9 protein-coding genes and 3 pseudogenes are annotated in these 20,127 nt (G+C 37.5%); 9 read left to right on the top strand and 3 right to left on the bottom strand.

Annotated features, from left to right (window positions below; genetic code table 11):
- Positions 1-24: 24 nt before the first annotated feature.
- On the top strand, positions 25-846 hold the full coding sequence (locus tag P4S65_RS01795; protein WP_337119461.1) for a hypothetical protein: 822 nt from the start codon (positions 25-27) through the stop codon (positions 844-846).
- 128 nt (positions 847-974) lie between these two features.
- On the opposite strand, the gene rapA is transcribed toward P4S65_RS01795, so the two are convergent.
- The gene (gene rapA, locus P4S65_RS01790; protein WP_337119459.1) at positions 975-3,869 is read right to left on the bottom strand and encodes an RNA polymerase-associated protein RapA; all 2,895 of its coding nucleotides are present in this window, start codon (positions 3,867-3,869) and stop codon (positions 975-977) included.
- Positions 3,870-4,174: 305 nt separating this feature from the next.
- Here rapA and P4S65_RS01785 point away from each other — a divergent pair, with 305 nt between their 5' ends.
- From P4S65_RS01785 to P4S65_RS01775, 3 genes and pseudogenes are all read left to right on the top strand, one after another.
- On the top strand, positions 4,175-5,572 hold the full coding sequence (locus P4S65_RS01785) for a PhoH family protein (RefSeq protein WP_337119457.1): 1,398 nt from the start codon (positions 4,175-4,177) through the stop codon (positions 5,570-5,572).
- Positions 5,573-5,638: 66 nt separating this feature from the next.
- Positions 5,639-9,428, top strand: a pseudogene (locus P4S65_RS01780) (ATP-binding protein); the annotation flags it as partial.
- A complete protein-coding gene (locus P4S65_RS01775; RefSeq protein ID WP_337120722.1) occupies positions 9,411-10,313 on the top strand; it encodes a diguanylate cyclase in 903 nt (300 codons plus the stop codon). The pseudogene P4S65_RS01780 and the gene P4S65_RS01775, both read left to right, overlap by 18 nt.
- 363 nt (positions 10,314-10,676) lie before the next feature.
- Here the strand turns inward: P4S65_RS01775 and P4S65_RS01770 are convergent, their stop codons facing one another.
- Positions 10,677-11,057, bottom strand: coding sequence for a DUF3192 domain-containing protein (locus tag P4S65_RS01770; protein WP_337119455.1), 381 nt, complete (start codon positions 11,055-11,057; stop codon positions 10,677-10,679).
- A 185-nt stretch (positions 11,058-11,242) separates the two neighbouring features.
- Positions 11,243-12,187 (bottom strand): D-2-hydroxyacid dehydrogenase, encoded by a 945-nt coding sequence (locus P4S65_RS01765; protein WP_007376539.1) that lies wholly within the window; start codon positions 12,185-12,187, stop codon positions 11,243-11,245.
- Between the two features lie 389 nt (positions 12,188-12,576).
- Between P4S65_RS01765 and P4S65_RS01760 the strand changes: the two genes are divergently transcribed.
- The 5 genes and pseudogenes from P4S65_RS01760 (at position 12,577) to P4S65_RS01740 (ending at position 20,113) form a co-directional block, all read left to right on the top strand.
- Positions 12,577-13,710: a 1-acyl-sn-glycerol-3-phosphate acyltransferase gene (locus tag P4S65_RS01760; protein ID WP_337119450.1), complete on the top strand. Its 1,134-nt coding sequence runs from the start codon at positions 12,577-12,579 to the stop codon at positions 13,708-13,710.
- A 267-nt stretch (positions 13,711-13,977) separates the two neighbouring features.
- Positions 13,978-14,222, top strand: a pseudogene (locus tag P4S65_RS01755) (DUF1289 domain-containing protein).
- A 759-nt stretch (positions 14,223-14,981) separates the two neighbouring features.
- Positions 14,982-15,185, top strand: coding sequence for a DUF3283 family protein (locus tag P4S65_RS01750; protein ID WP_008136617.1), 204 nt, complete (start codon positions 14,982-14,984; stop codon positions 15,183-15,185).
- Positions 15,186-15,187: 2 nt separating this feature from the next.
- Entirely contained in the window at positions 15,188-15,589 is a 402-nt protein-coding gene (locus P4S65_RS01745) for a GNAT family N-acetyltransferase (RefSeq protein ID WP_149614631.1), read from the top strand.
- A 22-nt stretch (positions 15,590-15,611) separates the two neighbouring features.
- Positions 15,612-20,113: pseudogene (locus P4S65_RS01740) on the top strand (EAL domain-containing protein).
- The last annotated feature ends 14 nt before the right edge of the window (positions 20,114-20,127 follow it).

Raw genomic sequence — 20,127 nt, 5'->3', positions numbered from 1 at the left:
TGGATACCAAGCAAAGGAGGTTTCATGTATGGAAATATAGAATTTTATTGCAGTCGATGTGGTCAATTAAATAGTCATGAGCCCGATTCTAATAATGACTTACCTCTTGCTATTGACGGGGAGATTGAGCACCAATTAGAAATCCTTAATTGCACTAACTGTGACAATCCTTCTCAGGTGCATGTAAGTAAAGATCCTCACTCTTTAAATTTTGATTATCACCTAAATGATGGCTATAAGCTAGGAGAAGGAGAAAGTGAGTATCAAGCTGTATTTAAAAGTGCCGTATTTAACTTAGAGCAATTAACCTATCATCTTTTATCAGAAAACTATGTCAATAATACTTATTTTAATAGACTGTTTTATACTCAATGTATCATTACGTTGGAGACTTACTTTGGTGATGCATTAAGGTGCCATGTACTCAGTTCAGATGAGTATATAAAAAAGTTCATTCTTACTTCGGAAAAGCTTAAAAATGAGACGTACTCTCTTAAGCTTATTATTCAAAAACCTAATTTATTAGAAGATATAGTCACCGGTAGATTATCAGAAATTCTTTATCATAATCTCGGGGTAGTTAGTAAAATATATATGAATGTATTAGATATTGATCTTCAAAAGCTGATAGTAAATGAAAGGCGATATTTTGAGACTGCAATACTTATTAGGCATGATTGTGTTCATCGAAGTGGAAAGACAAAAGATGGAAAAGCTCATTATATTTCAAGGGATGATATCAAAAAGCTTGCAATCTCAGTCAGCCAATTGATTTTAAATTTACATGATGCAATGCAATATCTCGACGTGAACATAAGCGAAAATATTGGAGGTATTAGCTTCTAGTTAATATAGATTGTGAGTCTAGTGACGGAATAGTTACTGTGTTTTAGATGTATTTTTATGAAAAAAAGTGCGATATAAATACCGCACTTTTATTTAACTTACGCTTATTAGCAGTCTTTTCTGAAACCTTAGTGCGAAACAACAATTAAGCGAATGGCATCAAGTTGTAACTGCGTTTTTTCAATATACGTAGTTAGGTCGTTGCGTTGCTTATCGTAAAACGTTATTTCTTCTTGGCGAATATTTGGGTTAATTTGCTTAAGTGCAACAAGTCGCTCTTGCTCTTCACTGAGTGATGTTTGCATTTTAACAAGCGACGCTGCGCGAATAATTTCAAGTTTTTCTTGTGCCATATCTTTAGCGGTTGTGATCATAGGGTGAACAGCGCTTTGTAGTGCACCGGCAAGCTTACTTGCTGTTTGGCGGCCAACGGCTGATAGCTGCTGATTAAAGCCTTCAAATGCCACATTCTCACCTAAGTTATTACCTGCTTTATCGAGCAATATACGAATTGGTGTAGGTGGTAAAAAGCGACCAACTTGTAATACTTTTGGTGCCATTGCTTCTGCAACAAAAATAAGCTCAACAAAAAAGGTGCCAGGCGGTAATTTTTTGTTTTTAAGCAGTGCAACTGATGCGCTACCAAAGTCATCGTCACAAATCATATCCATAGTGCCTTGCACCATAGGGTGATCCCAGCTGATAAAGTGTACGTCTTCTTGCGAAAGTGCCGTGTCGCGATCAAACGTAACCGTCATGCCATCGTCTTTAAGCGATGGGAATGAGGCACTTAACATATGTTCCGTTGGCTTTAAGATAATGGTGTTTTCGCCTTTATCTTCTTGGCTTACACCAAATGTATCAAACACGTTGATCATGTAGCTTGGCAACTCAAACTGGTTATCGAGTTTTTCAATATCAGCTACAAGCGAATCTGCAGCACCTTGACCCGATGAATGTAGCTCTAGTAAACGATCTCGTCCACTTTCCATTTTTTTACGCAGTACTGCATTTTGCTGTGCTACTTGCTCAAGTAATGGATCGAGTTCGTCTTCATCGCAGTTATGCGCAGAAATATATTCAAGTAGGTCGTCACGGAACTCTTTATAAAGCATTTGCCCCGTTGTTGATGTAGATTCGAATGCATCTAGGCCTTCGTTATACCAACGTAGCAGTACTTCTTGAGCGGTGTTTTCAAAATATGGCACATGAATGTTCACATCTTGCGTTTGGCCTATACGGTCTAATCGACCAATACGTTGCTCGAGTAAATCTGGATTCAGTGGTAAATCAAACAACACTAAGTGATGCGAGAACTGGAAGTTACGACCTTCTGAGCCAATTTCTGAACACAGTAATATTTGTGCATTATCGTACTCGTCTGCAAAAAATGCAGCAGCGCGGTCACGCTCAATAATCGACATACCTTCGTGGAATACCGACGCTTTAATTGCTTCGCGTTCACGCAGTATTTGCTCAAGGCTGATAGCTGTTTCAGCTTTAGCACATATAAGCAGTACTTTTTCGCGCTTAAGTGTTTTAAGGGTGTCGATTAACCAATCTACACGTGGGTCGAATAAACCCCAGCTAGCGCTTTCGCCTTCAAACTCTTGAAATATTTTTTCAGGAAACAGGGCACGGTGTGCACTTAGTTCAGGGTTTTGAATGCCGCCCATGTTACCAAGAACCGACATAGCCGTTTTATACTGCTTTGGCAGTGCCATAGGGTAGGCGTGTAATTTACGGCTTGGGTAGCCGTCAATGCCGCTGCGGCTATTTCTGAATAATATACGACCTGTGCCATGGCGATCGAGCAGCATATTAAGTATTTCTTTACGCGCTGGTAAATCACCTTGCTGTGCTTTTGCAAGAATATCAGTAATGTCGGTTTCTTTTAATAGCTCAATTAGCGTGGCTTTGGCTGCGTCGTCCAGAGCTTGCTCTTGCAGTAATTGATTTGCAGCTTGCGCTACGTCTTTATAATTTGCTTCTTCTTCTTTAAACACGTCGTAGTCGTAAAAACGATCCGGATCGAGTAACTGCAAACGTGCAAAGTGACTGCTGTGACCAAGTTGATCAGGCGTTGCTGTAAGTAAAATAAGGCCCGGAATATCTTGGCTAAGCTCTGCCATACGTTGGTACTCTGAGCTTGGCTTGCCGTTATTGATGCTTAGATGATGGGCTTCATCTATTACTAAAAGATCCCAATCAGCAAGTGTTGCTTGTTCAAACCAACGTTTTTTCTTGGTTAAAAACTCAAGGCTGGTAAGTACTAGTTGCTCTGTATCAAACACGTTTGGAGAATCTGCAAACGCTTCGTCGCAGCGCTCTTCATCAAAAATAGAAAAACGTAAGTTAAAGCGGCGTAGCATTTCTACTAACCATTGGTGCTGTAAGTTTTCAGGCACCACAATCAGTACGCGACTCGCACGGCCACTAATAATTTGTTGATGTAGTATCATGCCCGCTTCAATTGTTTTACCAAGGCCTACTTCATCTGATAAAAGTACGCGTGGTGCAAAACGTTTACCCACTTCCTGGGCAATATAAAGCTGGTGCGGAATAAGATTAGCACGCTGACCAATTAAGCCTTTAATAGGCGATTGCTCACGTTCAAATTTATGTAACCACGTTTGGTAGCGAAGTGTGTAGCGATCAAAACGATCTACTTGGCCTGCAAATAAACGATCTTGTGGTTTATTGAATTTAATAAAATGATCTAAAAAGGTTTCTTTAAGCTTGGCAGTTTCGCCATTATCAACACGGGTGCCGTGATAACACAGTAATTCGCCTTGTACTTCAATAGACTCTACTTCTAATTCCCATTCTTCAACGCTTTTGATCACATCGCCAGGATTAAATGCCACACGGGTAACAGGTGCTTCTGCACTAGAATAAACACGGCTCTCACCACTGGCAGGAAATAATATGCTGACCTGACGGCCTTCAATGGCAACAACGGTGCCTAATCCTAAATCTGACTCTGTATCACTGATCCAACGCTGACCTAAGGAAAAATTCATGTATGTCTCGTCTATGATGAAAAAGGCGGCTATGTTACCTGTAAGCTAACACCACTGCAAGGCGCTATTTGGCTCACTTTTAATTAATTTTGTAAGTGTTAATTATTACTATTAAAACAGCTTGTTTATGACTCTTTTTTAGGTAAATCAAAACTAATTACAGTTTGTAATAAAACGGACTTTTATGACAAATAGACTAAACTTACATTATGCCTTAGCAATTAAGTATTGCAGGTTTAAGTTTTGCCCGTTTTACTTAGTTATTTTGGTATAGCATAAAAATCATAAAACGTAAGGAAAGTGCTATGGAAAAAGCTTCGAACCTTGAAAGTAAAATGTATGTGCTAGATACCAACGTACTACTTCACGAACCACTCGCTTATTTGTCTTTTCAAGAGCATGACGTTGTTATCCCAATGACGGTGCTTGAAGAGCTTGACCACATAAAAGACAGAAAACACGACGTAAGTCGTGATGCGCGCGTCGCTATTCGTGGATTAGATGAAGTTCTTAAAAATGCAACGCCCGAACAAATGCTACAAGGCGTGGCGCTGCCAAGTAACAAAAAGGCAAAAGCGAGCTCTGCAGGTACCCTCATTATTGTAAACGACCATTTATTTGCCGACTCCATTTCTGGTTTACCAGGTAACGAAAACGACCATCGTATTATTAATTGCGCCGTGTACTTACAAAAGCAGCACAGTGATTCAAAGGTTATATTGGTTACAAAAGACATAAACATGCGCCTAAAAGCCAAAGGCGCCGGGCTTAAATATGTTGAGGATTACCGCACCGACCAACTTATTGACGATATAAGCCTGCTTACTAGTGGTTATAAAAAAATTGAAGGGGATTTTTGGGAGCATGTAGGGGAGTGTAATACTGAGCAACACGGACGTGATACGTTTCATCATGTGCCTAAAAACTTAATACCTGATGTATTTTGTAATGAATATTTACTTGATGGAGGGGATCAGTTTGCGGCGCGTGTTAAATGCTACGATGACGAGCACATAACGCTAAAAGATATTGGCGTTGAGCGTTTAATGCATCAACAAGCATGGGGCGTTAAACCTAAAAACATTTATCAAGGTATGGCGCTTGATGCACTACTCGATACAAGTATTGAACTTGTTATTTTAACCGGCCCTGCGGGGTGTGGTAAAACCTTGTTAGCGCTTGCCAGCGCCCTTGAAATGGTCATCGAAAAAGGTATTTACGATAAAGTAATAGTCACCCGTAATACCCCTGAAATAGCAGAGTCCATTGGTTTTTTACCCGGCACAGAAGAGGAGAAAATGGCGCCATGGCTTGCAGCCATTACCGATACGCTGGAGGTATTGCACAAAGGCGACGAAAATCCGATATCAAGCCGAAACTACATTATGGAAAAAGCCAATGTGCAGTTTAAATCGGTTAACTTTATGCGTGGGCGTAGCATTCAAAATGCGGTGGTAATTTTAGATGAGAGCCAAAATTTAACGGCATCTCAACTTAAAACGATTATTACTCGCTGCGGCGAAGGTACTAAATTAATTTGTACGGGTAACTTGGCGCAAATAGACAGTAACTACCTAACACCGGTGACTTCGGGCTTAACGTACATAGTAGAGCGTTTTAAAAACTTTGAGGGCAGTGCAACGATAAACCTTAACGGGGTTGTACGTAGTCGCTTAGCGTCATTTGCAGAAGAAAATTTATAACTTGCGCTTAACAAATTGGCTCGATAGTCTATCGATTGATTTTCGAGCCATAACGCAGGCAGTACGTTGAATTTTTTACCTCTTAAACATTATTATCGTTCTTTATTTGTTGCGCTTTTGGTTCCATTAGTTGTAGCTCTTTTATTATGCTTACATTTATATAATATTAAGCTTGAACGCATTGTTGAAAAGCGCGAAGCCGATTTTATCAATGTATCTGCACAAGTCAGTCATGGCATGCAAGCGGCAAGTGACTTACTTACTACGATGTTTATATTGTACGAACTGCCTCCTTATAATCAATTAAATAGCACTCTTCTTGAAGGTATTAGCCAGTATGATGGTTACTACTATCGTCATTTTATAAACCAAGGCACTGAAATTGTTGGTAAAGGAGATTTTTCACTTTCTACTCGTGAGCTTTTACAGTGGCAGCAATTAGTCGCGTTAGGCCCTTCTTTTAATACGACGCTTTCGCTGATGCAGTCACTTTCAGCAGTCGCTTATGTGGATGAGCGTGGTATTGCATATGTGGCAAGGCGTAATAAAAGTAAAAGCTTTTTATTAACCGAAATTTTAGACGGGCAATTTAAACCCGAGTTTTCTCCAAATAACCTTTCATCAAGCCCAATAATTAATATAGATGGTAAAGCTTATTTTGCTATAGGCCGTCAGCGAGAACTTGGTTCAAGCGATTACATTATTTTAATTTACGATGTGCAGGCAATGTCTACTTGGCTAAAAAAGTATCACCTAACCACGGTGAATATGTATTTATGAATCAGTTCCATCACATTATTGCCAGCTCAAAAAATCTAATTGACGAAGCCATCGATCTAAAAACCTATTGGCCAAGCATCGCAGGTCCGGAGAATAAACTGACGATATTAACCAGTAACACTAATTATTTTATGCAACCAATGGGCAATTTGCCTATTCATGCTGCATTTCACGAACCTAAATCAAATTTAGTAAACTCTATTCGTTACGAAGTATTATTAGAATTTATATTTTTAACACTATTTTTAAGCATTATGTTTGGTGTGTTTTTTTGGTTAAGCCAGCGTATTTTTATAAAACCGATGACGCATTTAATGCACTATTTAGAGCAAAATGATACACAACAAAATAAACAATTAGATTATCAAATACCTCTTAATTGGCAGCCTTGGTTTTCGAAAGTAAAACGCGTATTTGCTAAAAATAAGCAACTGGTGGAATCACTGCAAAATGCTAATAAAGATCTTGATGAGCAAGTGCAGCTGCAATCCGAAAAGCTAAAGCGTAGCTATGAAGCAAAAGAACGCCACCTAGCATTACTCAACACGATGCTTAACAGTGTGCCCGATTTAATTTATTTTAAAAATATTGATGGTTTGTTTTTAGGGTGTAATAAGGCATTTGAAGCGTATATAGGTAAAGAGCAAACAGCGTTAGTGGGTAAACGCATGGAGGAAATTAGCAATGATGATGAACAAATTAGCGTTTTAGAAAAGCAAGTTTTACAAAACCGTCACGATGTACAACAACGAATAGACACAGAGAATAAGTCCTATCAATTAACCATAGCTCCTTTTTATAATGAGCATCAACATTTGTTAGGTACAATGGGGATAGGACGAGATATAACTGAGCAACAACAAACGTTGTACGCTTTAAAAGCTTCAGAATCTAAATTTAGAAGTGCGATTGAATTTGCTGCTAATAGCGTTGTGCTGCTGTCGCTTGAGCATACGATTGTACAAGTTAATAAAGCGACCAGAAAATTATTTATAGAACAACCTGTTTTAGTAGGAGAGCAGCTTAAAATGCTCTTTGACGACAGCCAATGGCAAGAAATAAAAATCACTTTAGCAAAGTTACTAGACGACAAAAAAAGGTATACCATTTAACCTTAGCGCAAGGGAAATTAGCCAATTGGTTACAATTGAGTGTATCACTTGTGTGGGATGAAAAACGTGATCCTTCTTATTATGTTATTCATTTACAGGATGTAAGCGCACTAACTAAAGCTAAGCATGATGCTGAACGAGCAACCCTTGCTAAAAGCCGTTTTATTGCTAATTTAAGCCATGAAATACGCACTCCACTTAACGCGGTATTGGGCCTACTTGATATGTTAATAGATCAGGGGCTTACCCAAAAGCAACTACAACAAACAGGCCAGGCTAAACACGCTGCGCAAAGTTTATTATTGATGCTTAACCGAATGCTGGATTTTGCACGCGTAGAAAGTGCGCAAGCTGAACTTAAGTTAGCGCCATTTAATATTGTAGAGCTAATTGATATTTGCGATAGCTTAACGGCGCCGCTGTGTGAAAATAAAAATGTTGAGTTTATTATTGATGTAGACCCTTTAATTGCTCCTGTTTTTATATGCGATAGTATCCGCTTACAGCAAATTTTAGGTAATCTACTAACGAATGCGGTTAAGTTTACAAGCTCAGGCTCTATTGTACTAAAAATGGATTTAGTACAAAGCGTAAGTATTGAACAACAGCTTATCTGTTTTCGTGTGATAGATACTGGCTGCGGGATTGATAAAGCTGATCAAAGGCGTTTATTTGACGCTTTCACGCAAGGCGATGAATCATCAACAAGAATCCACCAAGGCGTTGGATTAGGACTCGCTATTGTTAAGCATGCGGTGTCACTAATGGGTGGTGAAATTGCATTAAATAGTGAGAAAGGTCATGGTTGTGAGTTTTATTTTAGTATTTTGTTACAGGTGGATACAACAAAAAGTAGCGTATTACCAGCAAATGCATTAGCCGTTATATCTGAGCAAAGCTATGAGCTACAACGTGTTGTGGGCGCTTTACCGGAGTTAATAAGTATTGATCTAAAGGAAGCGTTAGAATATCCCATAAAGTTAACCGAAACTGAAAACTTAATTATAGATGCTGATGACTTACCTAAATTACTAAGTGTGCAAGCAATCAACGATTCATTATCTTCAAAAGCAATTTCAGTGGTTATCATCAACCATCAACACACATTAAATTTGTCAACAAGTCAGCTGCTATCAGTTCAACATGTTAAAGCATCAGCACTTGCTCAACGCTTGCTTAATTTGGATGTTGCCTCGCAGCCTAATATAAACAGTGAAATAGTAGTAACGAATGAACAGGTGTATAAAAAGGGTATAGCGGGATTATTAGTGTTAGCAATTGATGACAACCAATTAAACTTAGACATTATTAGCAGTGTGTTGCATCAAGCTAAAGCTAATGTTGTTACAGCTATGAGTGCCGTTGAGGGAATAGAACTATTACGCGTTTTAAAGCCTGATTTAATTTTAATGGATGTACAAATGCCGCATATTGACGGCTGTCAAGCAACGGCTTTAATTCGCCAACAGTTTGACACTAAGCAATTACCTATTTTTGCATTAACCGCTCATTGCGAACCAGCTGATGTTGAGCGCTCATTAAAATGCGGTATGAATAAACACTTAACAAAGCCTGTAGTGGCTGACGTACTCATTGATGCAATTGCAGACTTAGGACTCTCCAAACCTAGCTTTTTTGAAGAATCATTTGCATTAACGCAGTTCAGTTTTGATGAAGCATTACTCAAAACCATGATTGATAAGTTTGCTAATTTGTGCCAAACCCAGCTCACCCAAATAGAAGGAAGTACCAATAGAAATGATTTGGTACGCTTAGTGCATAGTATAAAAGGTGTGGCAGGCAATTTAGGCTTCAAGCGGTTATCACTTTGTGCCCAACAATGTGAACATCAGTTTAAGACAACCAATGAGTCTGTTGAAATTTCGATAAAAGAGCTTATTATGCAGCTAGAGCAGGTAATTGTTTTTATAAAAGGTTTGGGAGCAATGGATGTCGAAAAAGCTAAGGTATTAATTGTTGACGACGATCCTCTTAACCGTTTAGTGCTCGAAAAAACACTCAAAGGTGAGCATGATGTGTTTTTAGTTGAAAGCGGTGAAAAAGCACTGACTTTTGTGAAAACAACACAGGTTGATTTGATCATTCTCGACGTTGTAATGCCGGGTATTGATGGCTACGAAGTACTTGTGCAATTAAAAGAAAACCCAATCACACAGTCTATCCCCATTATTTTCATATCAGCTAATCAAAGCCATGAAGATGAATCTAAAGGTTTAGAGCTGGGGGCTATGGATTATATAATTAAGCCATTTAGTGCTTCAATTGTTAGGGTGAGAGTACGTAATCAGTTACTCATTAAACAAAAAAATGACTTGCTTGAGATGTTAGCTTCAATTGATGGCCTAACAGAAATACCTAATAGACGTTATCTTGATGAAAATTTATCTCGTGAATGGCGCAGAAGTAAACGAGGTAGCACACCCCTGTCGGTATTACTGATGGATATAGATCACTTTAAACGTTATAACGATTGTTATGGGCATCGTGCCGGTGATGAGTGCTTAAAAAAAGTGGCGCAAGTACTTGTTGCTCAGTGTAAACGCGGTGGTGATTTTGTAGCTCGTTATGGCGGAGAAGAATTTGCTGCCGTGTTACCTGGTGTTAATAAACACGAGGCTATTCAATTTGCTAACACATTACGAAATGCTGTAAACGCACTGAAGATAGAACATAAAGCGTCACTTAATGCTGAACATATAACTATTAGTATCGGAGTAGCAACGACTGAAAGTGGTAAAGTGTATGCTGAGCAAACACTTTTAGAAGAGGCTGACTTAGGTTTGTATGCAGCGAAAGATGCTGGGCGTAATCAAATTATTGCACGCTAATTGAGCTTTGTTCTCCTAAGTGACCTGTATTGCGTATAATAAACTACTTTTACTTCTTATCTTATAACAACTAACACCAGCGTGCTGAGTGGACTTACAATAGGAAAAAGTTGGTTTGTATATGCCATACCAACTTGCATAAATCTTTGATCAATTTAACGAATTAAATTGCACTATAACGTCGTTAAAATTTTTTATTTAGAACAACACGCCCTAAATACAAAAACTTTTGCCTAGTTCTAGCGTAATTTTCTTAACGTTAAATAGACCCCATATATAAGCAGATTGGTATCACACTCCTACAAATAACCTAACCTAAGTTCCATCAATAAAAGCGGCAATAACAATGTAGTTACGGTTTTTTTAATTATTTATCATTCCCAAAGCACTTTCGCCCATACCGACTAATTTGTCATTTTTAAATATCAGTGGAGTACATTCATCTTTCGTTGTTTTTCCGTCAGAATGAACGCTATGCGTTACGTAAAACAGTATTTGATAAACATCATCACCTTTTTTTAATAATTCAGTGAAGTCAGGTGTTTTTAATTTAGTTAACACGGATTGATAGCTACTATCCATTGCAAGCTCTAAAATGGCTTCACGATTATTTTTATTCTTAGTTTCCCAACTAGATGAATTTTTACCAGCCCAATGTGTTTCTGCTTCGCCATCTGACACTGCAATAACACAGCCTGTTAAAAATGGAGCGATTAAAGCTGCAGCTAAAAGTGATTTTTTCATTTTTATTTACCTTAATAAAGTTTTTAATTTGTTATTAGCTGTATTAAAGCAAAGGGTATACCATAGTTATAAGTTGTTATTAATCATTGCCTTAAGCTGTCTTGGCTGTTTTTATCTAGCAAAATATTAAATGTGTTAGTAAAAACAGCCATTTTTTAGCTTTTTTGATTACTACAATAAAATCACTACACCAAGCGGTTACGTGATTCACCATTATTAAATGCAGTAATATTTAAACTTACTTCATTAATTAAGCGTACGATAGATTCAGTACTTGCCCATGCAATGTGTGGAGTGAGTAATAAATTATTGCCTTTGTAATTAGCAAGTGGATTTGAAAGCTCGGCAGGCTCTTTAGTTAGTACATCAACACCTGCGCCTGCAATTAGGTTTTGCTCAAGTGCTTTAGCTAAGTCGGCTTCGTTAATAATGCCACCACGTGCGGTATTAATAATAATGCTACTTGGCTTCATCATTTTAAGCTCATTAAGCGAAATTAAATCACGTGTTTCATCTGTTAGCGGGCAGTGTACGCTGATTATATCTGCTGTTTTAATGGCGTCTTCAAAAGGCGTACGACCATCTCGACATTTAACCCCTTTACGCTCTGCTACAATAACATTAGCGCCAAATGCCTCAGCCACTTTCGCAACACCCTTGCCTAACGTACCACCGCCTATAATGGCAAATGTTTTACCTTGTAGGTCGTTAAAGCTGTAATCGAGTATGCAAAACATGTCACTTTTTTGCCACGCGCCTTGCTGGCAATCCGCCTGATAGCGGTGTGTGTTACCCAGTAAATTAGTAATTAAAGAAAACGTATGTTGAACAACTGAAGGGGTTGAATAGCCAGCTACATTAGTTACGGCAATACCAAATTCTTTAGCGGCTTCTAAATCAACATTATTAGTACCGGTTGCACTTACGCAAATTAATTTCAGCTGAGTCAGTTGACTAATCGTGTCGCGATTTAAAACTGCTTTATTAGTGATTAATACATCAGCATCTTGGCAATGTTCAATAACTTGCTCTGGGCTAGTAAGTTCATAAGTCGTTAATTTACCAAGTTGTTCAATACAAGTAAGAGATGTTTTAGCTAATGTAGCGTTATCAAGAATAGTAATGTTCATTATGAGCCCTAAAATAAGTGGATCTGAAAGAGTTAAAATCGTAAAAAAGAGGCTTACGATCCATCAAAAATCTAAAATATGGGCTTAAGGTACTACGAAAGAAAGGCTTTGTTAATGGTATTACTACCAAATGATTAGAGGGCTATGTAGTAGTGGTCAGCCCACTAACAGTCTAAGAATATGGTATTTTACTGGATTGGTTAGCTAAATTTGTTGCACTAATACTAGGTTTCATGGTCGAACTTTATGTAAAGTAAAGAGCATGATCCACTTAAGTAATAAAAGCCGTTTATTGGTTATTTCGCATTTTAGATTGGCTGAGTTATAATCGAACATAGACATAAACGGTGCGCTTTGGCGTGCCGTTTTTTAACATTATAGATGTAGTAATGAGTGAATTAGAAGACAAATACACAGATATACGCCCATATAATGACGATGAAGTTGCGGCTTCGCTTACGCGTTTAATCAACGATAATGCGTTTATTGATGTAATAGCAAAATACAACTTACCGCGTTTTTTATCGTTTGTACCATTCATTACACGTCCACTGGTAAGAAGCCAGCTGCGTAAAAAATGGGGGCAGGTAAAAACTGTTGAAGACGTACAGAACGAGGTTGCACAATACCTTGATAAGCTAGTAAAACGCACCACGTCAAAAGTTACTTTTGCAGGTCTCGATGAATTAGACCCTAAACAAGCTTATTTATTTATCTCTAACCATCGCGACATAGTACTGGATCCAGCATTAGTCAATTGGGGTTTGTTTCAACACAAAATGAAAACAGTGCGTATTGCCATTGGCGATAATTTATTACAAATACCTTATATCACTGAACTTATGCGCTTAAATAAAAGCTTTATAGTTAAGCGCTCAGCTAAAGCACCTAAAGAAATGCTAAAAGCACTTACTCAACTTTCATCCTATATTTATGATTCGTTGATGAGTGGTAATTCAATTTGGATTGCACAAAAAGAGGGGCGTGCGAAAGATGGATTTGATCAAACGGATCCTGCACTTCTAAAAATGCTGCAACTTAATGGGCGCAAGCAAAAGAAAGAATTTGGTGATTATATAAAAGAGTTAAAAATAGTCCCTGTTTCTATATCTTATCAATACGAGCCGTGTGCTATTTCTAAAGCTAAAGAGTTATACCATAAGCAACTCCACGGTGAATATATTAAGTCTGCTGGTGAAGATATTGCCAGTATCGTCGAAGGCTTTAGTACCGCCAAGGGACATGTTCATTTAGCGTTTGGACGACCTATTGAATCCAATTGTGATAGCGCAGAAGCGTTGGCAAAAACGATTGATAAGCAAATAGTGGATTCATTTTATTTGCACCCCGGAAATTATATTGCTGGTGGCTGTAAAAAAGCAGTAATTGACTCACCAGATACAGCCACCTTCGAACAGCGAATGGCTAATGTACCTGAAGAGCTTAAACCGCTTGTACTTGCAATGTACGCTAAGCCTTTTCATCGTAAGAGTGAGATTAATATTAAAAGTTGTGAGCACTAAGCGGGGTCTGCTTACCTTTTTAGATTAAACATACGCAGCCCTTTGAGTTAGCTCTTGGGCGACTTACTCTTTGTTGCTCTGTATTTACTTTGCCCACGAGGTTGCAGACCTCGCGCCGTGATTCAATTGCGTCTAAATAGAACTTTTATGCTGAAAGGTCACAGGTGAGTTTAATAACCTTTGAAAAGTGACTGTTTATTTGTCACTTTTTTTGCTTAAAAAAAACGCTATACTAAAAGTCTGACCTTCTTAAGTGGTATTAATACAATGCAACAAATTGAAATATTTGATATTCCAAGCCCTTGCAAAAGTATTTGTCTAGTGAATAATAGAGGGTATTGCAAGGGATGCTACCGCAGTCGCGATGAGCGTTTTACTTGGAACTCACTAAGTAATGCCAAAAAAAGAAAGTGCTTAGTTTATGCCAACAACGCTACAAACGTTACCTGCAAAAAGATCAAAAAAATTCAGTGCTAAATAGTAAAACCAAACAGCAAGGATTTGATTTTTAATTCTTATCTGCCTTTTGGCACATATAATACCAATGCTGCATAGAATTTGAACAATTTAGCGAATTAAATTACCCTATAGCGTCGTTAAGTAGAGCGCCTAATTAGCGAGTTGGGATAATTTACAGTAAGTTTAATTTTATGGCGACTTGAATTTTTATGAAACTTTTATAGTTTTATTTACAGGCCTAATACAAGCAAATTCAAGGCAGTTAGCGCTGAAAATAGCTGCTTGGGATAGATTTATTATCCAAAGCTTCGATTAATTAGCCAGTCACTAAAGTACTATTTACGGCCACAAAGCTACTGTTACGACTATTAATCTATAGTCGATACCTCATAACTAATTTCATCTAAAGCTTGCTTTTCTATGTGCCTATTGTGTTCTTGGAACACACAAAACGGTTGTTATACCAACCTGCATAAATCTTTGATCAATTTAACGAATTAAATTGCACTATAACGTCGTTAAAAATTTTTTATTTAGAACAACTAGATACAAAAACTTTTGCCTAGTTATAGCGTAATTTTCTTAACGTTAAATAGACCCCATACATAAGCAGATTGGTATTAAAATACGGCGGGATAAAAATAAATTAATCAACAATAATAAGATGCTAAAATGTTGTGGCTGCTATTTTAAATTACTACAGAAGTAAATAAAATACGCGGCGTATAATGCAATATGGCCACCTTATTGGTTGGTTTATAGCATTATTGCTATTTAAGCTGGTAATTTATTGGAATGAATTAGGAAATACTATGAGCTTTAACTTATGTCTGTTACCACGTGAAGAAAAATACCAAATTCAGCTCGATTATGAAGCGTCATTTTGGGCGTATCAAATTAAACGCAATAAAAAAACGCGTGAACAAGTGTATAACACTATTCATAGCCGTCCGATTGCTGAGCAAATGTTTTTAAAACAGCAATTTGAACAGTATTTGTCAATGATGCTAAGTTAGGTATGTATAAGGTTGAAATATTAGAACAAGTTAAAAGTCCACTTGTTAATAAATTTTATAAGCAATACAGCGTAAGGGGGCGTGCTAATAAGCAAGATCAACTTTGGGTTGTTTATAATAAAACAGATATTGTTGCTGCGTGCCGCTTACAACATAAAGCCGAATTTTTATTTTTGTCGACCGTTTTTGTCGCTCCTCAGCATAGATCTAAAGGTTTAGCAAAGCTATTAATAACAACACTCTTAGAGAAGCAAAATAAAGTTGTTTATACCTTTGCCTACAAAACACTAGTTGATTTATACCGCACTGTTGGTTTTAACCAAGTGTTAACATATACTCTTGCTTTACAAGTACTTTTCGATACTTATAAACACCGCAATGTAGTCGCCTTAAAATACCCATAGCATCAAATAATATGGAATAAGCATGAGCAGATGTGTTAACTGGATCATATGTAGTTTAATAGCTTTTACTGCTATTTTAAGCTCTCAAGTAGGCGCACAAGTGAAGCGTTTATCTCCAAACGAAGGTTTGTCACAGAGCTACGTTAACACTATGCTTATTGATAATAGCGGTTACTTATGGCTTTCGACAGAAGCGGGATTGAATCGTTATGATGGTTATCAGATTATTCCTATTAATGGCCCTAATGGTGAATTAGAAGATGCTATTATTGACCGCATTTACCAAGACCCTCAGGACCATATTTGGATTGCATCATTGCTTGCTGGCTTGTTTAGGTACGACCCTGCAACTAACTCATACAAACAGTTTCTAGAAAAACCCACCAGCGAAGAACAAATTATTAACAAATCTGCTTTTAGCATGCTGGCGATTGATGAAAAAACACTGTGGATTGGGCGAGGTAGAGACTTTGCAAAGTTAGACATTGAAAGTGGCATAGTAACTTCTATTTTTGAGCTTTCACATGAATATAAGAACACTTTAGTTAGGGAGCTTTTTCACTACAATGGCTATATTTTTATTGGCACTAGCCACGGTGCTTATATATTTGATATCGCGACGGAACAAATACGTCCACTACAGCATTTAAAGGGTGAGCCTGAACATATTTACCAAAATAATGTGAAAGCGTTCGCCTTAGGCGAAAGTAATCAACTTCTCGTTGGTACTGTAAAGGGGTTGTATCAAGTAGATATCACTAATTTATCGAAGATGTTTGAGCGCCCCGACCTACCATTTAAAAATAAGGCTTTGTTAGCAGATTTAAATATTTGGCAAATTGTTAACGCTCATGGAAAAGTAGATTTAGCTACAGATAAAGGATTGTTTAAGTTTGACTTAACCAGTGGTGAATTGATTAAAAATACGCGTATAACGCAAAGTAAATATACGCTTGCTGATACTAGTATTATTGATATGGTAAAAGATAAATCAGGCGGCACATGGGTGGCGACCAAAACAGATGGCGCATTTTATTTATCAAACGATAATTATAATTTTAGCAATGTTGATGGCAGTTTATTAGGTGGTGATGGATTGTCGCATCATTCGGTGTGGGGCATTACCGAATACAATGATAAGTTATGGTTAGCCACGCACAATGGCATAACCGAGGTCGATTTAAAAGCCAATACAGGAAAGGTCTATTTAAAAGACTATAAAGTAGATTTACTAACAACCGAATTTACTGTTTATGAAATAATGCCCTATAAAAATAAATTGTGGCTTTACAGTAACCGAGGGCTGTTTGTTTTTGATCCAATGACACATGATGTTAGTAAACCAATAACAAAAAATCCTGCTAACCAAAATAAAATAAAAGGCTGGGTGCATGGTGTTACACTTATGCCAAATGGCGATTTATATTATGTGCACTCAGATCATGGCGTGTTTATTTATAACATTGATACGCAAATAGTGACTCGTTTAGGTGGTGAATTTGCACAATTTCAACCTTTCCTAGCCCATGGTTTTTTACCACCACTTTCTAGTAAACCCGATTCACCATTGTTTTTTAATGCGGGAATTTTATATCAAGTAAACCCTGAAAATTTTGCATTGAAAATGATTTATAAAGTACCCAAACAGCATGAAAATGTTGCTATTAGTGTGTTGTCGTATGTTATAGATAACAACAATATTTTATGGATATCATTGTCTAATTTTGGCCTAATAGGACTTGATGCTTTAACTTACCAGCTAGTACATACAATTGATTTGGAAAAAAATAAATTGGGCACTTTACTCTATGACATGGTGCTAGATGATGACGGCATGATTTGGATGAGTAGCCACAAAGGTATCTGGCGGTTAAACCCAAAAACATTACATTTTCAACAGTTTACTGTATCTGAAGGGCTGCTTTCGGCTGAATTTAATAGCAACGCAATGGCACGCCTAAAAGATGGCCGTATTGCATATGGTGGCTTAAAAGGTCTCACCTATTTCCAGCCAACGGAAAATAAAAATACTCAGGTGCTAATTGATCATGTCAATATTACACGAGTCAATTTGATGTCGCGTGATTTATCGTTTGATTTAAAGCAGCCGCTAAATGAAGTTATTTTGAACCATGATGACATAGGACTTGAAGTTGCTTTTTCAGCTATGGCATTTAGTAATCAAGAGCGTATTATTTATGAGTATCAATTAGGCAATGGCCAGAAAACGTATACTCGCAATAATAATCGCGTTTTATTCCCTAAACTTAATCCGGGTAACTATCAATTAAAAGTGTGGGCGAAAGATCCACTTACAGGCAAATACACAGCACCTGCAACTTTAAAAATAAGAGTAAAATACCCGCTTTGGCGAGCGCCTTATTTTATGGTGCTATATGCAATGTTACTCGTTGCATTTGTAACAATGTGGGTGATGCGACGCAATAAAATTCAACGGATTCTATTAGCAGCAAATAAAGAGAGCAAAGAAAGTGAAGCCCGCTTAAAAATAGCGTTAGAAGGCAGTGAATCTGGGGTATGGGATTGGCAGTCAAGTAACCCCTCCATTTATCAGCCTCGGTTAAAAAATGAACTTGGCTACGATAATGAAACAGTGAATTTGGATGATTATTTAGCTAAAATTCACCCGCAAGATAAACAATTATTTCGCTTAGAATGGTTAGAATTTTTATCTACTGATAAAGGTTACTTTAACTGTACCTACCGCTTGCGCCACGCAAAAGGCTATTGGCGGTGGTATAAAGATTTTGGCAAAGTTGTAGAGTGGGACGAAAAAAATCCGCAAAAAGTGGCGGGGACCTACACTAATATGACCCGTGAGATGGTATTTGAAGAGCATGCATTGCTGTTTACCGCAGCATTTGAGCAAACCCGTGATTGGGTGCTTATACTCGATAAAAACTTTAATATCCGTGCCTCAAATAAATCACTTCAAACAGCCTTTAACTTCTCTGCTGAGTCGCTTTCTAGTCGCTCTTTAAATTTAGGAATTTCACGGAGCAATCGTTTTGGCTATTTACGGATTATACAAAAACTATTAGTTGGCGAGCATTTCACTTGCGAAGATACTGTAGTGCTCGCAAATGGTGAGTCTCATTATGTATTAGTGAAAATAAGTGCGGTGGCCGATAACGAGCAACGATTAAATAGTTATGTTGTTATATTAACTGATATAAGTGCTCAAAAATCAGCTGAAAATGAACTTCATTTGCTCGCTAATTACGATGTATTAACGGGATTACCAAACCGTACGTTGTTTAACGATCGTGTTGGGCATGCGTTAGAACAAGCAAAAAAGCACAGCTGTAAAGTTGCACTGTTATACATAAATATTAAGCGCTTTAAGTACTTTAATGATTCCTTAGGGCATGAAGCGGGTGATGAATTAATTAAAAAAGTCGCAGAGAGATTAAAATGTGTATTACGCCCATCAGATAGTGTCGCACGTTTTAGTGGTGATGAATTTGTTGCGCTCGTAGAGGATATTCATAAAATAGAAGAGGTTTTACTTATATGCGTAAAACTAATGGATTGCGTAAACCAAAATATTAGTATTAGCGGACAGGTCATTAATATTAACTTAAGTATTGGTGTTGCTATATGTCCTGATGATGCAAAAGAAAGCTCTACATTATTAAAAGCGGCTAACATTGCGCTTTATCATGCTAAAGATTCACTTGAAAGTAGCTATCAATTCTATAAACAAGAAATGAATCAGCATGTACAAAAAACACTTCACCTGGAGTCACAACTTACTAAAGCTTATCAAGAACATGAATTTTGTAATTATTACCAACCCATTGTTAACGCAAAAACTTATATAACTGAAGGGTTTGAAGTGTTATTACGTTGGCCTGAAAATAATCTTATCCAAACTCAAGAATTTTCTTTAGCGGCTGAAGGTATTGGTTTAATAACAAAGATAATGCTGCAAACATTGGCGCGTGCTTTAGAGGATTTGAAAGAATGGCGTAAGGTATCGCCGAAGCTTTATTTATCAATAAATTTATCGGCACTTGATTTTGAGTTTATAGAGTTGGTGCCAGAGATCAGAAAAGCGCTAAGTAATGCCAATATACCGTCAGACGCGATTGTATTTGAAATTACCGAGTCGATACTTATGCGTGATTCAAAACAAGCATTGCACAGTATGGAGAAGCTTAAAAGTTTGGGCTGCAAGCTTTATATGGATGATTTTGGTACTGGTTATGCTTCATTGACTTATCTAAAACGTTTTCCTATCGACGTACTAAAAATTGATAAGAGCTTTGTACAAGACATAGGAATTGACTCTGATGACGAAGCCATTATTCAATCAATACTTGCCCTTGCACACAGTTTAGGTAAAGAATGTGTAGCAGAGGGGTTGAAAGCTCACATCAGCTCGCCTTTTTAAATGAAAGGGGATGTAGCCATTTCCAAGGTTACTTATTTAGTAAGCCTGTACCAAATAACGAAGTACTACCGCTTATTAATCGCGATTGGAGTGATATGTTCAATTGATAATATTGCACTCA

This window comes from Pseudoalteromonas sp. B131b, from assembly GCF_037162545.1.
GTDB classification, from domain to species: Bacteria; Pseudomonadota; Gammaproteobacteria; order Enterobacterales; family Alteromonadaceae; genus Pseudoalteromonas; species Pseudoalteromonas fuliginea.
The sequence above is the reverse complement of the archived record's forward strand: the minus strand, read 5'-3'. Positions and strand labels throughout refer to the sequence as shown.

What these genes read in the sequence shown, in the direction of transcription:
- P4S65_RS01795 (WP_337119461.1), top strand. Translation starts at nt 25, where the DNA reads ATGTATGGAAATATAGAATTTTATTGCAGTCGATGTGGTCAATTAAAT.
- rapA (WP_337119459.1), bottom strand. Translation starts at nt 3,869, where the DNA reads ATGAATTTTTCCTTAGGTCAGCGTTGGATCAGTGATACAGAGTCAGAT.
- P4S65_RS01785 (WP_337119457.1), top strand. Translation starts at nt 4,175, where the DNA reads ATGGAAAAAGCTTCGAACCTTGAAAGTAAAATGTATGTGCTAGATACC.
- P4S65_RS01775 (WP_337120722.1), top strand. Translation starts at nt 9,411, where the DNA reads ATGGATGTCGAAAAAGCTAAGGTATTAATTGTTGACGACGATCCTCTT.
- P4S65_RS01770 (WP_337119455.1), bottom strand. Translation starts at nt 11,057, where the DNA reads ATGAAAAAATCACTTTTAGCTGCAGCTTTAATCGCTCCATTTTTAACA.
- P4S65_RS01765 (WP_007376539.1), bottom strand. Translation starts at nt 12,187, where the DNA reads ATGAACATTACTATTCTTGATAACGCTACATTAGCTAAAACATCTCTT.
- P4S65_RS01760 (WP_337119450.1), top strand. Translation starts at nt 12,577, where the DNA reads ATGAGTGAATTAGAAGACAAATACACAGATATACGCCCATATAATGAC.
- P4S65_RS01750 (WP_008136617.1), top strand. Translation starts at nt 14,982, where the DNA reads ATGAGCTTTAACTTATGTCTGTTACCACGTGAAGAAAAATACCAAATT.
- P4S65_RS01745 (WP_149614631.1), top strand. Translation starts at nt 15,188, where the DNA reads ATGTATAAGGTTGAAATATTAGAACAAGTTAAAAGTCCACTTGTTAAT.